The organism is Streptomyces sp. BK340, from assembly GCF_007827595.1.
In the GTDB taxonomy this organism is placed as follows: domain Bacteria; phylum Actinomycetota; class Actinomycetes; order Streptomycetales; family Streptomycetaceae; genus Streptomyces.
The window spans coordinates 446,128-465,067 of record NZ_VISR01000002.1; the positions used below are offsets into that span (position 1 = coordinate 446,128).

At 72.2% G+C, this 18,940-nt stretch carries 14 protein-coding genes; 12 read left to right on the forward strand and 2 right to left on the reverse strand.

All coding sequences use genetic code 11. From position 1 onward, the window contains the following. The first annotated feature begins 75 nt into the window (after positions 1-75). From FB157_RS05405 to FB157_RS05420, 4 genes are all read left to right on the forward strand, one after another. On the forward strand, positions 76-1,659 hold the full coding sequence (locus FB157_RS05405; protein WP_145876454.1) for an NAD(P)/FAD-dependent oxidoreductase: 1,584 nt from the start codon (positions 76-78) through the stop codon (positions 1,657-1,659). After that, entirely contained in the window at positions 1,656-2,612 is a 957-nt protein-coding gene (locus tag FB157_RS05410; protein WP_145876455.1) for an alpha/beta fold hydrolase, read from the forward strand. The genes FB157_RS05405 and FB157_RS05410 overlap by 4 nt, the downstream gene beginning before the upstream one ends. Further along, entirely contained in the window at positions 2,609-3,493 is an 885-nt protein-coding gene (locus FB157_RS05415) for an SDR family oxidoreductase (protein WP_145876456.1), read from the forward strand. Before FB157_RS05410 ends, FB157_RS05415 begins: the two co-directional genes overlap by 4 nt. A gap of 95 nt (positions 3,494-3,588) precedes the next feature. Continuing rightward, entirely contained in the window at positions 3,589-3,798 is a 210-nt protein-coding gene (locus FB157_RS05420; RefSeq protein ID WP_145876457.1) for a hypothetical protein, read from the forward strand. 69 nt (positions 3,799-3,867) lie between these two features. Here FB157_RS05420 and FB157_RS05425 read toward each other — a convergent pair whose 3' ends face one another. Beyond that, positions 3,868-7,173 (reverse strand): S41 family peptidase, encoded by a 3,306-nt coding sequence (locus FB157_RS05425; protein WP_145876458.1) that lies wholly within the window; start codon positions 7,171-7,173, stop codon positions 3,868-3,870. 168 nt (positions 7,174-7,341) lie between these two features. Between FB157_RS05425 and FB157_RS05430 the strand changes: the two genes are divergently transcribed. The 5 genes from FB157_RS05430 (at position 7,342) to FB157_RS05450 (ending at position 12,280) form a co-directional block, all read left to right on the forward strand. After that, positions 7,342-7,947, forward strand: coding sequence for a TetR/AcrR family transcriptional regulator (locus FB157_RS05430; protein WP_145876460.1), 606 nt, complete (start codon positions 7,342-7,344; stop codon positions 7,945-7,947). Positions 7,948-8,089: 142 nt separating this feature from the next. Continuing rightward, positions 8,090-10,309 carry an MMPL family transporter gene (locus FB157_RS05435; RefSeq protein ID WP_145876462.1) on the forward strand — a complete coding sequence of 740 codons (2,220 nt, stop codon included), beginning with the start codon at positions 8,090-8,092 and terminating at the stop codon, positions 10,307-10,309. A gap of 186 nt (positions 10,310-10,495) precedes the next feature. Next, positions 10,496-10,870 (forward strand): hypothetical protein, encoded by a 375-nt coding sequence (locus tag FB157_RS05440; protein ID WP_186581353.1) that lies wholly within the window; start codon positions 10,496-10,498, stop codon positions 10,868-10,870. 58 nt (positions 10,871-10,928) lie between these two features. Next, complete coding sequence (locus FB157_RS05445; RefSeq protein WP_145876464.1) at positions 10,929-11,438, forward strand: YbaK/EbsC family protein; 510 nt, start codon at positions 10,929-10,931, stop codon at positions 11,436-11,438. Continuing rightward, complete coding sequence (locus FB157_RS05450) at positions 11,435-12,280, forward strand: DMT family transporter (RefSeq protein ID WP_145876466.1); 846 nt, start codon at positions 11,435-11,437, stop codon at positions 12,278-12,280. The genes FB157_RS05445 and FB157_RS05450 overlap by 4 nt, the downstream gene beginning before the upstream one ends. 151 nt (positions 12,281-12,431) lie before the next feature. Here the strand turns inward: FB157_RS05450 and FB157_RS05455 are convergent, their stop codons facing one another. Then, the gene (locus tag FB157_RS05455; protein WP_261386178.1) at positions 12,432-13,775 is read right to left on the reverse strand and encodes a hydrolytic protein; all 1,344 of its coding nucleotides are present in this window, start codon (positions 13,773-13,775) and stop codon (positions 12,432-12,434) included. Between the two features lie 233 nt (positions 13,776-14,008). Between FB157_RS05455 and FB157_RS05460 the strand changes: the two genes are divergently transcribed. The 3 genes from FB157_RS05460 to FB157_RS05470 all read left to right on the forward strand — a co-directional run bounded on the left by FB157_RS05460 (position 14,009) and on the right by FB157_RS05470 (position 18,775). Continuing rightward, on the forward strand, positions 14,009-14,701 hold the full coding sequence (locus FB157_RS05460) for a LuxR C-terminal-related transcriptional regulator (protein ID WP_145876820.1): 693 nt from the start codon (positions 14,009-14,011) through the stop codon (positions 14,699-14,701). 208 nt (positions 14,702-14,909) lie between these two features. Further along, entirely contained in the window at positions 14,910-18,071 is a 3,162-nt protein-coding gene (locus FB157_RS05465) for a DUF11 domain-containing protein (protein WP_145876467.1), read from the forward strand. Further along, on the forward strand, positions 18,068-18,775 hold the full coding sequence (locus FB157_RS05470; protein ID WP_145876470.1) for a DUF4255 domain-containing protein: 708 nt from the start codon (positions 18,068-18,070) through the stop codon (positions 18,773-18,775). Before FB157_RS05465 ends, FB157_RS05470 begins: the two co-directional genes overlap by 4 nt. Positions 18,776-18,940 lie beyond the last annotated feature (165 nt).

The window sequence follows — 18,940 nt, forward strand, 5'->3', positions numbered from 1 at the left end:
GTACGGAGCTGCTCTACAGTCCCATTGCGCCAGTGTTCACTGGCAGAGTCCAAGGCGATGCGTGGAGGCTTCGGGATGGCCGAGCACGAGCATGTACGAGTGGCGGTGATCGGGTCCGGTTTCGGCGGACTGGGAGCCGCGGTGCGGCTGCGCCGCGAGGGGATCACCGACTTCGTCGTCCTGGAGCGGGCCGGCAGCGTCGGCGGCACCTGGCGGGACAACAGCTACCCCGGGTGCGCCTGCGACGTCCCCTCCCACCTGTACTCCTTCTCCTTCGCGCCCAACCCGGACTGGCCGCGCACCTTCTCCGGGCAGCGGCACATCCGTGCCTACCTGGAGCACGTCACCGACGTCTTCGGGCTGCGCCCGCACATCCGCTTCGGCTCCGAGGTGAAGCGGATGACCTGGGACGGCGAGCGGCTGTGCTGGGAGATCGAGACGGCCCGGGGGACGCTGACCGCCGACGTCGTGGTGTCCGCCACCGGGCCGCTGTCCGACCCCAAGATCCCGCAGATCCGGGGGCTCGACACCTTCCCCGGCAAGGTGTTCCACTCGGCCCGCTGGGACCACGACCACGACCTGCGCGGCAAGCGCGTCGCCATGGTCGGCACCGGCGCCTCCGCCATCCAGATCGTCCCCGCCATCCAGCGCCAGGTCGGCCGGCTCACCCTCTTCCAGCGCACCCCGCCCTGGGTGTTGCCCCGTATGGACCGTGCCATCAGCGGCGCCGAGCGGCGGCTGCACCGGGCGCTGCCCTTCACCACCCAGCTGCGGCGCGGGCTGCTGTGGGGGCTGCGGGAGCTGCAGGTGCAGGCGTTCACCAAGCATCCCGACGAACTCGGCCTGGTCGAGCAGCTCGCCAAGCGCAACATGGCCCGTGCCGTCAAGGACCCGGCCCTGCGCGCCAAGCTCACCCCGGACTACCGCATCGGCTGCAAGCGGATCCTGCTGTCCAGCGAGTACTACCCGGCGCTCGCCCGGCCGAATGTGGACGTCGTCGCGAGCGGACTCAGCGAGATCCGCGGGTCGACCGTGATCGCCGCCGACGGCACCGAGGCCGAGGTCGACGTGATCATCTTCGGTACGGGCTTCCACGTCACGGACATGCCCATCGCCGAGCGCGTGGTCGGCGCGGCGGGCGGCACGCTCGCGGAGTCCTGGAAGGGCGGCATGCAGGCGCTGCGCGGCGCCTCGGCCGCCGGCTTCCCGAACTGGATGACGATCATCGGGCCCAACACCGGCCTCGGGAACTCCTCCATGATCCTCATGATCGAGTCCCAGCTGAACTACATGGCCGACTACCTGCGCCAGCTCGACGTCCTCGGAGGCCGCGCCGCCCTCGACGCGCGGTCCGCGGCCGTCGACGACTGGAACGACAAGGTCCAGGAGCGCATGAAGCGGACGGTGTGGAACACCGGCGGCTGCACCAGCTGGTACCTCGACGCGAGCGGTCGCAACACCACCATCTGGCCCGGTACGACGAGCGAGTTCCGGCGTGAGACCCGGCGGGTGGACCTGGCGGAGTACGAGGTGATCCGCAAGGCCGAGGAGAAGCCGGAGCCGGAGAAGAAGCCGAAGGCCGAGGAGCGACCGAAGACGGCCTCCGCCGAGAAGAAGACACCCGAGAAGGCCGGGAAGAAGAGCGAGGCCGCCGCATGAGCCGTCCGACCTCCGTGGCCTCCGGCCCCTACGTCCCGCCCGCCCCCGCCCGTACCCTCACCGCGGTCTCCGCCGACGGCGCGCACCTGTACGTCGAGGTCCACGGGCCCGAGGGCGCGCCCCCCGTCGTCCTCTCCCACGGCTGGACCTGCTCCACCGCGTTCTGGGCGGCCCAGATACGGGAGTTGGCGGCCGGCCACCGGGTGATCGCGTACGACCAGCGGGGGCACGGGCGCAGTCCCGCGAGCCCCGCGTGCACCACCGACGTGCTGGCGGACGACCTCGAAGCGGTGCTCGCGCAGACGCTGGAGCCCGGTGAGAAGGCTGTGGTCGTCGGCCACTCCATGGGCGGGATGACGGTCATGGCGGCCTCCGCGCGCCCCCGCTTCCGCGAACACGCCGCCGCCGTCCTGCTGTGCAGCACCGGCAGCTCGCGGCTGGTCGCGGAGTCGCGGGTGGTGCCGCTGCGTGCCGGGCGCGTGCGCACCTGGATAACCGGCCACATCCTCGGTTCGCGCGCTCCTCTCGGCCCGGTCACGCCCGTCGCGAAGCGCATCCTCAAGTACGCCACCATGGGCGCCGGTTCGGCCCCGCACATGGTGGAGGCGTGCGCGCGGATCGTGCACGCCTGCCCGCGTGCCGTGCGTCACACCTGGGCCGCCGTGCTCGCGGGGCTCGACCTCGACCACGGCGTACGGGAGTTGCACGCCCCCACCGAGGTGGTGCACGGCGCGTCCGACCGGCTGACGCCCCCCGTGCACGCCCGCGCGCTGGTGGCCGCGCTGCCCCGGTGCATCGGCCTCACCGAACTCCCCGGCGTCGGCCACATGACTCCGATCGAGGCCCCGGAGTTGATGACCGGCAAGATCCGGGAACTCGTCACCACGTACGTCACGGGGAACGCCCCCGAGTCCCACCCCACCCCCGCGCAGCAGATCAAGGAGGGCGCATGAGCAGGGTCAGCCTCGAAGGGCAGGTCGCCGTCGTCACGGGAGCGGCGCGCGGCGTCGGCGAGTTGCTCGCGCGCAAGCTGTCCGCGCGCGGTGCCGAGGTGGCGCTCGTCGGCCTGGAGGAGGAGGCGCTCAAGGAGGTCTCCGAGCGGCTGCACAGCGACAGTGCGCACTGGTACGCCGACGTCACCGACCACGAGACGATGAGCCGGGTGGCGCAGGAGGTCAAGGAGCGGTTCGGCAAGGTCGACATCGTCGTGGCCAACGCCGGTGTGGCGACCGGCGGGCCCTTCGCCGACTCCGATCCGCAGGCCTGGCGGCGCGTGATCGAGGTGAACCTGATCGGTTCGGCGGTGACGGCCCGGGCCTTCCTGCCGGTGCTCACCGAGAGCCGCGGCTACCTGCTGCAGATCGCCTCGCTCGCCGCGATGACCCCCGCGCCGATGATGACGGCGTACTGCGCCTCCAAGTCGGGCGTGGAGGCGTACGCGCACAGTCTGCGCGCCGAGGTCGGCCACCAGGGCGTGCGCGTCGGCGTCGGATACCTGTCCTGGACCGACACCGACATGGTGCGCGGGGCCGACCAGGACGACGTCATGCGGGAGCTGAGGCAGCGGCTGCCGTGGCCGTCGAACAAGACCTACCCGCTGGGTCCGGCGGTGGACCGGATCGTCGCCGGTATCGAGCGGCGCTCGGCGCACGTGTACGGGCAGTGGTGGCTGCGCGGCATGCAGGGCGTGCGCGGATATCTGCCGGCGCTCATCGGCACCGTCGGCCAGCGCGAGATGCGGCGGTTCGGGCCCCGTCTGCAGGGGATGCGTTCCGGGCTCGTCGGCGCGGGCGGCGCGGCCGACGAAGCAGCGAGGACTACGCACCGTAACTGATCGAAGTGCGCTCCGTGTCCACCCGTGTGAATCTGGTCGAGGCCCCTCCGAGGGGCCGACCCCCCCACCCACACCCACCACGGGAGTGAACCCACATGGGTATGAAGGACAAGTCCAACAAGCTCGGTCAGACCAAGGAGAAGGCTGGTCAGCAGGGCCAGCCGCAGCGTGGTCAGCAGGGCCAGCCGCAGCGTGGCCAGCAGCCGCAGCGCGGTCAGCAGCAGCGCGGCCAGCAGTCCGAGCGCCACATCCCGGACACTGACCAGGAGATGAGGGACCGGCTCGACCAGGACTACGACGCCTAGTCGTCACCCTCGACTTCACCCCTGAGGCGGGGTGCCCGGTGATCGCCGGGCACCCCGCTTCGTCGTTCGTCAGGGCGTCGCCCGGGGCGGCAGCTCGGGCCTCGACCGGTCCGGTACGTCGCTGTAGTCCGGGGGCACCGCCGCGGGGTTGGTTTCCAGCAGCTCCACGGCGAGCTGTACGGCGTCGTCGAGCTGGGCGTGCCGGCCCTCGGCCCAGTCGAGCGGGGTGCGCAGGATCTCCAGGTCGGGGGCGACGCCGTGGTTCTCCACGGACCAGCCGTAGGCGTCGAACCAGGCGGCGTTCATCGGGACCGTGATCACCGTGCCGTCGCCGAGGCGGTGCCGGCCGGTCATGCCGACGACTCCGCCCCAGGTGCGCTGCCCCACGACCGGACCGAGGTTCAGGAGTTTGAAGGCGGCGGTGATCATGTCGCCGTCGGAGGAGGTCGCCTCGTCCGCCAGGGCCACCACCGGGCCCCGGGGCGCGTTCGAGGTGTACGACACCGGTTGCGCGTTCCGGGTCAGGTCCCAGCCCACGATCGTCCGGCTGAGCTTCTCGATGACGAGTTCGCTGATGTGCCCGCCGGCGTTGCCGCGCACGTCCACGATCAGCGCGGGCCGGGACACCTCCATGCGCAGGTCCCGGTTGAACTGGGCCCAGCCGGAGCCGCCCATGTCCGGGATGTGCAGGTAGCCGCACTTGCCGCCGCTCAGCTCCCGGACGACCTCCCGGCGCTTGGTGACCCAGTCCTGGTAGCGCAGCGGCCGTTCGTCGACGAGCGGGACGACGGCGACCCGCCGGGGCACGCCGGTCTCGCCCTCCGCCGGTGCGAAGGTCAGCTCCACGGTCGTGCCGCCCGAGCCCGCGAGCAGCGGATACGGTCCCGCCACCGGGTCGACCGGGCGGCCGTCCACATGGGTCAGGACGGCGCCCTCCTGGATGCCGGTCCCGGCCAGCGGCGAGCGGGCCTTGGAGTCGGACGATTCGCCGGGCAGGATCCGCTTGACCGTCCAGCCGCCGTCCCGGCGTACGAAGTTGGCGCCGAGCAGGCCCTGCCAGCGCTGGTAGTGCGGCGGGCCCTCGTTGCGCCGGGCGGCGGTCACATAGGCGTGCGACGTGCCCAGCTCGCCCAGGACCTCGCGCAGCAGGTCGGCGAACTCGTCGGGGGAGGCGACCCGTTCGACGAGCGGCCGGTACTGGGCGAGCACGGCGTCCCAGTCGATGCCGCTCATGCCCGGGTCCCAGAAGTAGGAGCGGATGAGACGGCCTGCCTCCTCGTAGGACTGGCGCCATTCGGCGGCCGGGTCGACCTCGTGCAGGATGCGGCGCAGGTCGATCCACACGGTCGTGTCGCTGTCGCCGGACTCGGTCGACGGCACCGCCCGCAGATCCCCCTCGTCGACCACCACGAGCCGGGTCCCGTCCCCGCTCACCGCGAACCAGTCCAGGTGGTCGACGAGTTCGGACTTCTTCGCCTTGGTGATGTTGAAGTACTCCAGCGTCGGCCGTCCGCTGATGTCGGCCGGGTTGACGAAGGTCTCGCCGAGCGCGCCGGAGATGGGCCAGCGCAGCCAGACCAGGCCGCCGCCCGCGACCGGGTGCAGCGCCGAGTACTTGGAGGCGATGACCGGGAACGGCGTCACCCGGTTCTCCAGGCCCTCCACCTCCACGGTCACCGTGCCGGCCTCGCCGGTCTCCTCGTCCTCGACGGGGTCGAGCCCGCCCGCCGCCGGCCGGCCCTCGGGGTTCAGGGCGAACGGGGACGGGGTCGCGGAGGACAGCGGGACCAGGTACGGGCGGCAGCCCAGCGGGAAGGACAGGTCTCCGGTGTGGACGTCGTACACCGGGTCGAAGCCGCGCCAGGAGAGGAAGGCGAGGTAGCGGCCGTCGCGGGTGAAGACGGGGTTCTCGTCCTCGAAGCGGCCGTTGGTGACGTCCACGATCAGCCGGTCCTTGATGCGGGCCAGCTTGATCTGCCGCAGTGAGCGGCCGATGCCCGGCTGCGACCAGGCGAGCCAGGATCCGTCCGGGGAGAAGGCGAGGTCGCGGACGGGCCCGTTGACGGACCGGATCAGCTCGGCGACCTGCCCGTCCGAGCCCTCGGCCACATCCCCGTCGGCCGCCTCCGCCCCTGCCGGCCCCTCTGTCCCCTCCGCCACGTCGATCAGCAGCAACCGCCCGTCGTGCGACGCGATCGCCAGCCGCTCGCCCAGCGGATCGGACGCCGTCTCCAGCACCCGGCCCAGCTCGCCCGAGGCCAGTCGGCGCGGGGCGCGGTCGCCGCTGGCGCGGGGGAGGTGGGCGATCTCGATGGCGTCCTCGCCCTCGGCGTCCGTCACGTACGCCACCTGCCCGGTCGAGCCGAGCATCTCCGGCAGCCGGACCCGCACGCCGGGCGTGTCCGTGATCGTGCGCGCGGGGCCGTCCCGGTGCGTCAGCCAGTGCAGGCTGCCGCGCACGACGACGGCGCTGGCCCGTCCGGTCTCGTCCACGGAGATGCCGTCCACGTGCTGGGCGGCCGGCACCTGGTACCTGCGGCGTCCCGCGCGCGGGCCGCTCAGCCGGATGTCGAGCTTGTGCGGTACGGCGTTCGGGGCGAGGTCGTCCACCAGCCAGAGGTCGCCCGCGCACTGGTAGACCACCCGGGTGCCGTCGCTGGCGGCGTTGCGGGCGTAGAAGGCGTCGTGGTCGGTGTGGCGGCGCAGGTCGGAGCCGTCGTAGGCACAGGAGTAGAGGTTGCCGACGCCCTCGTGGTCGGAGAGGAAGGCGATCCGGCCGGCGACGAACATGGGGGAGGCCAGATGCCCGCCGATCCCCTCCAGCAGCCGCTGCCCGTGCAGCCACAGCCGGCCCATGGCGCCGCCCCGGTACCGCTTCCAGGAGGCGGGTTCGTGCGGCGGGGTGCCGGTGAGCAGCAGGCTCATGTGCACGTCGTCGATGTCGGCGACCTGGATGTCGGCGACCGGGCCCCAGGGCAGCTTGCGGCCGGGGTCGCCGTCCGTGGGCACCTTGTAGGCCCAGGTGTAGTAGGAGAAGGGCTGGCCGTGGGAGGCGACGGCGAGGATGTCGCTGTGGCCGTCCGCGTCGGGCGGTGTCCAGCCGCAGACCTGGGTGTCGACGCTGCCCCAGTAGGTCAGCTGCCGCGCGGGTCCGCCCTCGGCGGCGACGAGATGGATCTCGGGCATGAGGCTGCGCCAGCTCGTGTAGGCGATCTGGCGGCCGTCGGGGGAGAAGCGGGGATGGCCGGTCTTGGTGCGGTCGACGGTGAGCCGCCAGGCTCGGCCGGGGGAGTCGAGGGGGGCCAGCCACAGGTCGTCCTCGGCCACGAAGCACAGCAGGTCGCCGCTGAGGTGGGGAAGGCGCAGATAGCTCACCTCCCCATGCTTTTCCGGGGGCGGTGGCCCAGCAACTTATGGAAAACCGACACGCGTGACCCAGCACACGTACGAAACCGTTTCGTTTCGCTTGCTGCTGCGGTACATTCGTCACGTACGAAACCGTGTCGTTCGGAGCGGGCGACCGCGTTGGGGAAGGTGAGGAGCATGACTGAGGTCGCCGCAGCGCGTCGCAGTCGGATCACGCCCGAACGCGAGGCCGAGTTGTACGAGGCCGTGCTCGAACTGCTCCGCGAAGTCGGCTACGACGCCCTCACCATGGACGCCGTGGCCGCTCGCACCCGGTCCAGCAAGGCGACGCTCTACCGCCAGTGGGGCGGCAAGGCCGAGCTGGTGGCCAAGGCGGTGCGGCACAACAAGCCGGGCGGCTTCGGTCTCGAGGAGATCGACACCGGGTCGCTCAAGGGCGACCTGCACGCCCTGACCATGCGTTCGGACGACTGCGAGATGGAACAGAACTCCGCGCTGATGCGGGGTCTGGCCATGGCGATCCATGGCAACCCGGACCTCCTGCGGGCGTTCCGGGACCATCTGATCGAGCCGGAGATGGCCCAGTTCCGCGATGTGCTGCAGCGGGCGGTCGACCGGGGCGAGGTCCGCGCGGACAACCCGGCGATCGAGTTCGTGATGCACATGATGATCGGCGGGTTCGCAGCCCGCACGATGATCGACGAGAAGCCGCCGACCCAGGCCTTCCTCATTTCGTACATCGACGCCGTGGTCCTCCCCGCCCTCGGCGCCACCGCCGGCTGAACCCGCCGGCCGAGCCCCTCGGCCGGACCCGCCGGCTGAACCCTCTCCCCAGCATGCCCACCACCTGACGTCACCGCTCACGTCGTCGGGCTGATCGCCCCTGCCCAGATGAACCCCACGACCTGACCGGGAGTACGCCCTCGTGGCCACGTTCCTCTACAGAATCGGCCGGCTCGCCTTCAGGCGACGGCACTTCGTCGCCCTCATATGGGTCGCGCTGCTCACCCTCGCCGGGGTGGGCGCCGCCTCCGCGCCGGCCGCCGGCAACTCCTCCTTCTCGATCCCCGGTACGGAGGCTCAGAAGGCCTTCGACCTGCTGGAACAGCGCTTCCCCGGGATGAGCGCCGACGGCGCGACCGCCCGGGTCGTCTTCAAGGCGCCGCACGGCGAGAAGATGACGGACGCCGACAACAAGGCGGCCGTCAAGAAGACGGTGAAGGAGCTGCGGAGCGGCTCCGAGGTCGTCTCCGTCGCCGACCCGTACGTCGGGCACGCCGTCAGCAAGGACGGCACGATCGCCTACGCCTCGGTGAAGTACAAGGTCTCCGGCATGGAGCTGGAGGACTCCTCGCGCGACGCGCTGAAGGAGGCCGCGCAGGACGCGCGGCACGCCGGGCTCACGGTCGAGATCGGCGGTGACGCGCTGCAGACGGCGCCCGAGACCGGTTCCAGCGAGGTCATCGGCCTCGCGGTCGCCGCGGTCGTCCTCGTCATCACCTTCGGCTCGCTGCTCGCCGCCGGATTCCCGCTGCTGACCGCGGTCATCGGCGTCGGCATCGGCGTCTCCACGATCACCGCGCTGGCGAACGCCCTGGACCTGGGCACGACCACCTCCACCCTGGCGTCGATGATCGGCCTCGCCGTCGGCATCGACTACGCCCTCTTCATCGTCTCCCGCTACCGCTCCGAACTGGCCGAGGGCCGCGAGCGCGAGGAGGCGGCCGGACGGGCCGTCGGCACGGCGGGCTCGGCGGTGGTCTTCGCCGGCCTGACCGTCGTCATCGCTCTGGTGGGCCTGTCCGTGGTCAACATCCCGATGCTGACCAAGATGGGTGTCGCGGCCGCCGGCACGGTCGCGATCGCGGTCCTCATCGCCCTCACGCTGATCCCGGCGCTGCTCGGCTACGCGGGCCGCTGGATCAAGCTGGCCGGTGAGAAGAGCAAGCTGCTCGGCGGCGGCCGTCGGCCCAAGCAGGCGGACCGCCCCAACATGGGCACCCGCTGGGCGAGCTTCGTCGTACGGCGCCCGGTCGCCGTCCTGCTGCTCGGTGTGATCGGCCTCGGCGCGGCGGCGGTCCCGGCCGCCTCCCTCGAACTCGGCCTGCCGGACGACGGCTCGCAGCCGGTCTCCACCACCCAGCGCCGCGCCTACGACCTCCTGTCCGACGGCTTCGGACCCGGCTTCAACGGCCCGCTGATGGTCGTGGTCGACGCCAAGGGCAGTGACGACCCGAAGGCGGCCTTCACCAAGGTCGGCGACGAGATCAAGGGCCTGAAGGACGTCGTCACGGTCACCCCGGCAGCGCCCAACAAGGCGGGCGACACCGCGACGATCACCGTCATCCCGGACTCCAAGCCGTCCTCGACCACCACCGAGGACCTGGTGCACGCCATCCGCGGCAAGGGCGCGGACATCACCTCGGCGACCGACGCGAAGGTGCTGGTCACCGGCTCCACGGCGATGAACATCGACGTCTCGCAGCGGCTGAACGACGCCCTGCTGCCGTATCTCGCCCTCGTGGTCGGCCTGGCCTTCCTGCTGCTGATCGTGGTCTTCCGCTCGATCCTCGTCCCGCTGAAGGCGGCCCTCGGCTTCCTGCTCAGCGTGATGGCGGCCCTCGGCGCCGTGGTCGCGGTCTTCCAGTGGGGCTGGCTGTCGGGCCTGATGAACGTCGAGGAGACCGGCCCGGTCATGTCGATGATGCCGATCTTCATGGTCGGTGTGGTCTTCGGTCTCGCCATGGACTACGAGGTGTTCCTCGTGACCCGCATGCGGGAGGCGTACGTCCACGGGGAGAAGCCCGCCCAGGCCGTCGTGACCGGCTTCAAGCACGGCGCACGGGTCGTCACGGCCGCCGCGGTCATCATGATCGCCGTCTTCTCCGGCTTCATCGGCTCCAGCGAGTCGATGGTCAAGATGATCGGCTTCGGACTCGCCGTCGCCGTCTTCTTCGACGCGTTCATCGTGCGCATGGCCATCGTCCCGGCGGTGCTCGCACTGCTCGGCAGGAAGGCCTGGTGGCTGCCGAAGTGGCTGGACCGCGCGCTGCCCAACGTCGATGTCGAGGGCGAGGGCCTGCGCACGGCAGAGGAGCGCCGGGACACCGACCCCGACGGGGAACGGGAGCTGGTACGCGTCTGACGTACGGCCGATGAAGGACCGCCGGTGAGGGATCCGTGGGGACGGGGCGCCCTCACCGGCTTCTTTCTGTGACTCAGACGGGGCGCGGGGGCGGATGAGTACCCGCTGAGTACCCGCGCCCATGCCGCACCGGCGGCTCCGGGCGGAAGATCGTGGTCGTCCGCACAGGCACGAAAGGAACCGCCGGTGAATCCCCAGACGTACGCGAACCTGTACGGCCCCGCCCAGCCGGCGCCGCGGCAGCGCCGGGGCGAGACCGCGGTGGGCCTGCTGGCCGTCCTGCTCTGGGTGCTCACCCTCGCCTCGGTCGGCTGGCTGACGTTCCTCGTGGGCATGGTGGCCGTGTGGGGCCTGGCGGACGGCGCGTCCTGGGCAGAGATCCGGGGCTTCGCCCTCCCGTACGCCCTGACCGTCGTCGGCGCGGCGGCGGCCCTGCTCGCACTGGCCTTCGCCCCCGGCGTCCGCCGCCTCGCCCCGCTCACCCGACTGCTCCTGCTGGGTGCCCTCGCCTTCCCGGTGCCGACGGCCCTGGCCCTGTGGACATGGGTCCGGGCCGGCTGACACGGCCGCACGGAAAACCCCGTGAGCGCGGCTCGGGCGATGTCGTAGCGTGCCCACCATGACGACGACAGCCGCCACTGACGCCGAAGAGTCCGGAGCCCACCCCCGGTTCGCCGAAGCCCTCCGCGCGCTCGGGCTGGAGGAACTCCTCGCCCGCACCCGCCGGTTCCCGGAGGCCACCCGCACCGCCGCCGAGGCCGCCCTCGGGTGCGAGCTGAGCCGGATCTGCAAGTCGCTGGTCTTCGCGGCGGACGGGGTGCCGGTGCTGGTGCTGATGGACGGGGCCTCGCGGGTGGACGTGGAGCGGGTGCGCGAGGTGCTGGGGGCCGGGAAGGTCACCCGGGCCGGCGCCGACGTCGTACGTGAGACCACGGGCTACGCCATCGGCGGTGTACCGCCGTTCGGCCACCGCACCCGCACCCGGGTCCTCGCCGACCGCTCGCTGCTCGCGCACGACGTGGTGTGGGCGGCGGCCGGGACCCCGCACACGGTCTTCCCGATCGAGCCGAAGGCACTCGTCGCGCACGCCGGTGCCGACCTGGTGGACGTCCGCGAGCACACCGCGTGACGCCGCTGGTCACCGCGGCGGTACTGCTCGCCGCGGTCACCCACGCCAGCTGGAACGCCATCGCGCACCGCATCACCGACAAACTGGTCGGCTTCACGCTGATCTCCGGCGGCGGCATGTTCATCGGGCTCGCGGCGGCGCCGTTCGTGGCGTTTCCGGCGGGGGCGGCCTGGCCGTACCTGCTCGCCTCCTCGTGCGTGCACATCGCCTACTACGCCCTGCTGATGACCTCGTTCCGGCTGGGCGACTTCGGGCAGACGTACCCCATCGCGCGCGGCAGCGCACCGCTGGTGGTGACCGTGCTGGCGGCGTTGTTCGCACACGAGGTGCCCGGCGCGTGGGCGGCGGCCGGCATCGTCGTGTCGTGCGTCGGGCTCACCGGCGTCAGTCTGTGGGGGCTGCGCGGCCACCGGCCCAACTGGGCGGCGATCGGAGCCGCCCTCGCGACCGGTCTGACCATCGCCGTGTACACGGTGATCGACGGCCTGGGCGTACGCGCCTCGCACGCGCCGCTCGGCTACATCGCCTGGCTGATGGCCGTTCAGGGTGTCTTCGTGCCCGCGTACATGTACGCACGCGTGCGCGGTGACACGGTCCGGCAGCTACGGCCGTACGCCTTCGTCGGCCTCCTCGGCGCCGCCCTGTCCGTCGCCGCGTACGCCCTCGTCCTGTGGGCCCAGACCCGTGCCGCCCTCGCCCCCGTCGCCGCGCTGCGCGAGTCCTCGATCATCGTGGGCGCGGCCATCGGCGCCCTGTTCTTCAAGGAGCGCTTCGGCGCGCCGCGGATGGCTGCGGCGGGTCTGCTGGTCGTGGGGATCGGGTTGATGCTGCACGCGGGGTAGCGAGCGCCCCGGCAGCCGGGACCGACCTGTTCCTTTCGGTAAGGGTGTGGTTTTTGGTCCGGGATTGCCGATTTCCGGCCGGAACAAAATCCAACCCTTTACATAAGCCCTCAGTAACGATCGACAATGTCCCGGAATCGGAAGGACCGGTTCATTCCCCGGTGCGGCTGAGCACTCCGCTGACGTTCAGGACCTCGTGGCACCCCTGTGCCTGACGGCCCGTGGCCGGTGTGCCCGGCTTCGCGCACGTCACGTTGATGGTCACGCTGTCGTTCGCGGGGATCTTGATGGGGGTCACCCAGTGGTAGTCCTGGTTCCGGAAGGTCTCCAGCGCGATCGTGGTGATCTTGCGCTCGCCGAACGTGATCGTCAGCACCCCCTCGTCGCCCTGGAAGTTGGCGACGACGATGTCCGTGACCCCGAAGACACTGTCCTCGGGCACCTTGTAGGTACCGGTCCTGGTCTGCCCGCCGGACGTCTTCAGGTCGATGGTCGCCGAGCTCTGCCGGCCGGCGCCGCCGGAGGTGCCGTCGCCGCCCGAGCCGCCGTCACCCCCACCACCGGTCTTGGACGGTGCCCCCGAGGCCTTGCCGCCGGGCTTGTTGTTCCCACCGGTGCCCGGGGAGTCCCCGGAACCCTGGTCCCCGGCGGTCGTGGGGCGGGGCTGGACCGCTTCGTGGGCCGCTTCCTTGGCGGCGCTGCGCACCGCCGGACGGACCAGTGTGAACCAGGCGAGCAACAGCGCGAGCAGCGCGGCGAGCAGCGCGAGCAGCCACTTCGGGAAGACGGGTATCTGGACGAACTCCGCGTCCAGCGGCGCCCGTACGGCGGGCTCGTCCCGCCCGGACTCCGCGGCCGCCTCCTGGTCCCCGGTCTCGGCGGTGTCCACGGTGAACGGCCACACCACGGGATTGCCGAACCACACCGGCTTGGCCGTGCGGACCCGCAGCACGACCTCCGTCGACTCACCGGGCTCCAGTTTCGGCTCCGCCGGGGCGAAGGCGAACCCCAGCTCCTCGCCGGCCTGGCCGGGAGTGAAACCCACCTGCACCGGGGTGTTGCCCTGGTTGCGCACGGCCAGCCGGTAGCGGCCGCGCAGCCAGCCGCGCCGGCGGCGCGGGGCCAGCTCGGTCTGCAGCTCGTGGAACTCCCCGACATGCACGGTGGTTTCGAGGACCCGCACCGACTCGGGGTGCTCGGTCGGCAGCACCCGCACGCCGAGCGGCTTGTCGCCGGCCCGGATCTCCGGGGAGCGCGGCGGCGCCAGACGGATCGTCACCGTCTCGGACGTACCGGGGTACAGCGAGACACGCGCGGGTTCCACCGTGGTCCAGGGGGCGCAGTCCCCGACGACCTCCAGGCTGTACGCCTCGACGATGTCACTGTCGTTGCGCACGGTCAGGGTGGTGGTGGCGATGTCACCCGGCGTCACCGTCACGGCCGGGATGTCGAGGCCGGGCGCACCGGGTCCGGAAGAGGCTGCGGAAGGCGTCACGCAAGCACGCTAGGAGAGCGCTCCCGAGCGCGGCGAGGAGCGCGAGGGCAACATCCGGGCAGTCGCGGTGCCCGTGAAGTCAAATCGAACGGCTTTGTGACAGCGGGTCGTTGATGTGGCGCGCCGCCTCCCGGGCGCCGCCCTCCCGTGGTCGCCTCAAGATGCACTTCCTACCCCCCATGAACTCATGAAGCAGGTACATCATGTCCCGTGTTGAGGAGAACGGCCCTGTTATGTCCGACCCCACGTCGCATGCTGCCGCTCGGATCGACTCGACCTACCGGACCTCCCGCCCGGATCGCCCGAACCGGGTGACGGTGGCCGTCTACGCCGCCGATCCCGTCCTGCGCACCGGCATCGTCCAGCAGCTGCGCCAGCGCCCCGAGATCGACCTGGTGGACGAGGCCGCCGCGGACCGGGCCCAGGTGTCACTGGTGGTCGTGGACAGCGTCGACGACGACGTCGCCGCCCTGCTCAACCGGCTGCGGCACAACAACGCCACGCACACGGGCCTCGTGGTCGGCACCCTCGGCGCCGGCGGACTGCAACGCGTCATCGAGTGCGGCGTCGCGGCGGTGCTGCGCCGCGCCGAGGCCGATCAGGACCAGCTCCTGCGCCTGGTCCTGGCGCTGGCCAACGGCGAGGGAGTGCTGCCCGGCGACCTGCTCGGCAAGCTGCTCTCCCACGTCGGCAGCCTGCAGCGCTCGGCGCTCGACCACGGGAGCCTGTCCCTGTCCACCCTGACGACGCGCGAGGCGGACATGCTGCGCCTGGTGTCGGAGGGCCTGGACACCGCGGAGATAGCCCGCAAGACCGCGTACTCCGAACGAACCGTCAAGAACGTCCTGCACGAGATCATCACCCGGCTGCAGCTGCGCAACCGGGCCCACGCGGTCGGTTATGCGCTGCGCAACGGGCTGATCTGAACGGGCTGATCCGACGGACGGCGCCGTCGGACCGGGCCGAGGACCGGCCGGCGGCCGGCCCGGTGACGGCAGGGAAGCCGGCACTGCCCGAAAGCGCACCGCGCGCTTCCCCCGGGTACGGCCCCGCCGCCCTGCCGCGCCGCGCGCGACCGGTGCACGGTGGCGGGGGCACATCCGGATGCCGCACCACACTGCGAAGGGGACCGCGATGGAAACCGCTGGCTCCGGCGGGCGGTACCGCCTGGGGAGACTCGGCTCGGCCTTGCTGCTGCTCGTCCCGCTGCTCGGGGTGGCCGCGGCCGCCGGGCCGGGCAGCGCCGAACCCCGGGCGGGGGCGGCCGACGCCGCGGCCACCCGGGTCGCGTACGCCGGTACCCGGCACCGCAGTCTCGGCCGGGTCGCCACCACCACCTCCAGCACACCGCTGTTCGGCGCGGGGCCGGCCCACAACGACGTCCAGCCGTCCGCCCTCGGCGACCAGATGGTCTTCGCCGGCCGCCGCGACGAGAAGAACCCGCAGATCTACCTGCGGTCCGCCGACGGTTCGGTCAGCCGGCTCACCAGGGGCATGGACGCGGCACACCCCCGGCTGACGCCGGACGGCCGGGCCGTGGTGTTCGACTCTGCCCAGTCCGGCGGCCCGGACGGCCGGACGCAGCGCGACCTGTGGCTGGTGCGCACCGACGGCACCGGCCTGACCCGGCTGACCGACACACCCGCCGACGAGGACTGCCCGACGGTGTCCCCGGACGGGCAGCGCCTGGCCTACTCCAGCGACAGCGACCCGGCGGCCGGCCGGCAGATCTACGTCCGGCCCCTGAACGGCGGCACCGCCACCCGGGTCACCGACCCGGCGAACGGCACGGCCACCGAACCGGCGTGGAACCCGGTGAACGACGACGACAACCGGAACTGGATCGCGTACACCGCCACGACCACCGTCGACGGGCGGTCCGTGCCCCGGCTGAGGGTGACGAACGCGGAAGGCACCGGTGACGAGCCGCTCCTCGGGGGCGCGCGGGCACAGTGGCGTGCCCATGGGGCAGCGTGGCTGCCCGACGGGGACGGGGTGCTGTTCCTGAGCCCGGAGATCACCTGCGAGTGCGAGGGCGACTGGGACCACGTGTTCCGGGCGAACGCCCACTCCGACCAGGTCCCCAAGCTGGAGCTCAACGAGAACCGCGAGGTCCTCTCACCCACCTGGCTCGGCCCGCTCGACGGTGGCGGCGTGGTAGTGGAGCGCACCTCGGCGGCCACCCCGCACACGGTGACCCTGCAGGACATCCGGATGGACGGGGCCGACCCCCGCGACCTGGGGCTGACGATCCTCGACGAGGACCCCGCGGCCGACACCAACACCGACCCCGCCAAGGACCCGCTGTTCCAGCCCGCGGCCGGACACGACCCGTGGACCGAGCGGCAGAACTACACGCCCGACGGCCGCCGGATCGTCGTCACCCGCTTCGAGAACAACTCCGACGGCCGGCGGATCGAGCGGATCTGGATGACGGACGCCGACGGCTCCAACGCCGCCCCCCTGCCGCTGGCGGGACGCGGGGCGAACGACTGGGACACCGACCCGACGTTCTCCCCGGACGGCAAGTACCTGGCCTTCACCCGGACTTCGCCGGGAGGAGCCGGACAGGCCGCCGGACCCAGCCGCATCCTGATCGCGGAGGCCGCCACCGGCGCGATCACCGGCGAGATCACCCCGCCGGCCGGGCAGCTCCAGGGCCAGGACGCCCAGCCCACCTGGTCCTCCGACGGCACCACCCTGGCCTTCACCCGCAACATGGAGATCAACGGGGGCGGCGGCGACAAGCACATCTGGACCGTGCCCGTGAACAACCTGACCCGGCAGCGCGACCTGAGCGCCAGGATCTGCCCGGGCAGCTGCGAGGTCATCGACGACAGCCCGGCGTTCTCCCCGGACGGTCTCCGTATCGCCTTCAACCGCAAGAACGGCGCCGGCCGGATCGACGAGCAGAACGGCATCCTCCTGACGTCGCTGTCGGGCGGCGACTGCCAGGTGCTGCTGCCCACCGCCGCCCGCGGCCTGCCCGGCGCCTGCGGCCGGGAACTGCCGGAGAACACCGGCCCGTTCCAGCCGCGGGACGCCGCCTGGACGGCCGACGGCAAGGGGCTGGTGATCAGCGCCCGCCCCAGCCGTCCGGTCAACACCCCCGAGAAACTCAAGCTCCTGGACATCGCGTCCGGCAGGCTCACGAAGCTCACGACCGAGCTGCCGGGCCGGCAGAAGGAACCCAGCGTCCAGCAGTCCGTGGACCTCGCCGTCAAGGCGCCCGGCACCGTCCCGGAGGTGACCGTCGGCGACTCCACCACGGTCCGCGTCGACGTCGTGAACAACGGCCCCGCCACCTCACCCGGCACCCGGCTGACCATCGCCCCGCCGTCCGGCGTGCGCATCACCCGGATCACCTGGTCCGGGGGCACCTGCGACGCCGCCTCCCTCCAGTGCGACGTCGGCGTGGTACCGCCCGGCACGACCGTTCCGGTGGACGTCACCCTCACCGGGGTCACCGCCGGCGACGCGCCCGTCGACTGGTCGGTCACCGGCACGGTCCTGGATCCGCGGCCCAGCGACAACGCGGGCCGGACCGTGGTGCCGGTGCGTGCGGCCACGCCGCCCCCGACCCCCACGCCGACCCCGACCCCGACGCCGAAGCCGCCGCCCCCCGTGCCGCCGAAGCCGCAGGAGCCCGAGGCCGGGCCCGGGGTGCGCGTCACGGCCCAGCCGAACCCCGGCTACGTCGGCGGGCGCGTGGTCGTGACGTACACGGTGCGCAACGGCCGCAACGCGCTGGCGACCGGTCTGCGGCTGCGCATCGGCCTGCCCAAGGGCATCCCGAACAGCGGGCCACCGGAGGGCTGCGACCGCTCCTGGGTGTGCGCGCTGCCGGACCTGACGCCGGGCGCGAGCACCGTCGTACGCGTCGTGCTCAGCCCTGACAAGGCACTGACCGGCCGCGTCACCGGCGTCCTCACCACCACCGGCACGGACGCCGACAAGAGCGACAACACCGCACGGCAGCGGCTGCGCATCCTGCAGCCGCGCATCATCGCGGTGCCGGACATCGGCAGGCCCGGCTTCGTCACCTCGGTGCGCGGCAAGGACTTCCCGCCGGGCGTGCCGGTGCGGTTCACCTGGAAGCCGGGGATCACGGCTGCGGCGGCGCCGACGGTTCCGAAGCCGGACGGCACGTTCATCGGACAGTTGCTCATCCTCGCCAAGGACCAGACGGGACCGCGCGTCATCACCGCCAAGGGCCCCGGGTTCTCCCCGGTGACCACCGACTTCCTGGTGGTCAGCGGCAGCGTGCAGCCGCCGGACGAGGTGACCCGCCGGTGATCCACGAGGTCGACGAGGGGCTGCGCCGCCTGCTCGGCGAGTCGGGCCTGGAGACATCGGGCGTCGACGTGGTCTTCGACTCCCCCACCCGGGACTGGGCGGCGCGCCGCAGCGCCCCGACGGTGTGCGTCTTCCTGTACCACATCCGCGAGGACGCGACCCGGCGCGGCAGCGGCGCCGGGGAGGTGTACGACGAGGACGGGTACCTCGTGGCGCGGCGCAGCCCGCCGCGCTGGTTCGAGCTGACGTACCTGGTCACGGCGTGGGCGAACCGCCCGCAGGACGAACACCGGCTGCTCTCGCAGGTGCTCACCTGTCTGGTCGCCAACGACACGCTTCCCGCGCGGCTGCTCACCGGCACGCTCGCCGAACTCGGCCTGACCGTGGGACTGGACACCGCCGGGGCCGCGCTCGACGCACCGGCCGCCTCCGACGTGTGGTCGGCGCTGGGCGGGGAGATGAAGGCCTCGCTCGCGGTGCGGGTACGGGCACCGCTCGCCGGCGTGACCGCGGCCGCCGCGCCCCCGGTCACCGAAGGCCTGGTCATCCGTTCCGCGGCCGGGCGCGAGGGCGAGGAAGTGACGCCCGGGCGCCGGCTGCGCTACACGGAGGCGGGCGATCCGGGCCCGGAGGGCTTCACCGGCCCGCGCGAACGGCCGCCCGCCCCCGCCCGACGCCGCCGCCGAGGAGACCGTCAGCCGTGACACACACCGCCGAAGACGTCGAGGACGCCCGAGCCGAGAGCGAAGCCGAAGTGGCCGGCCTCTCCGGTGCCGAGGCCGACGCGGCTGCCCGGAGCGCTGTCCGACCCGGCGCCGAGGCCGTCCGGGACGACGTGGAGCACACCGCCGAACCTGCGACGGCCGCCC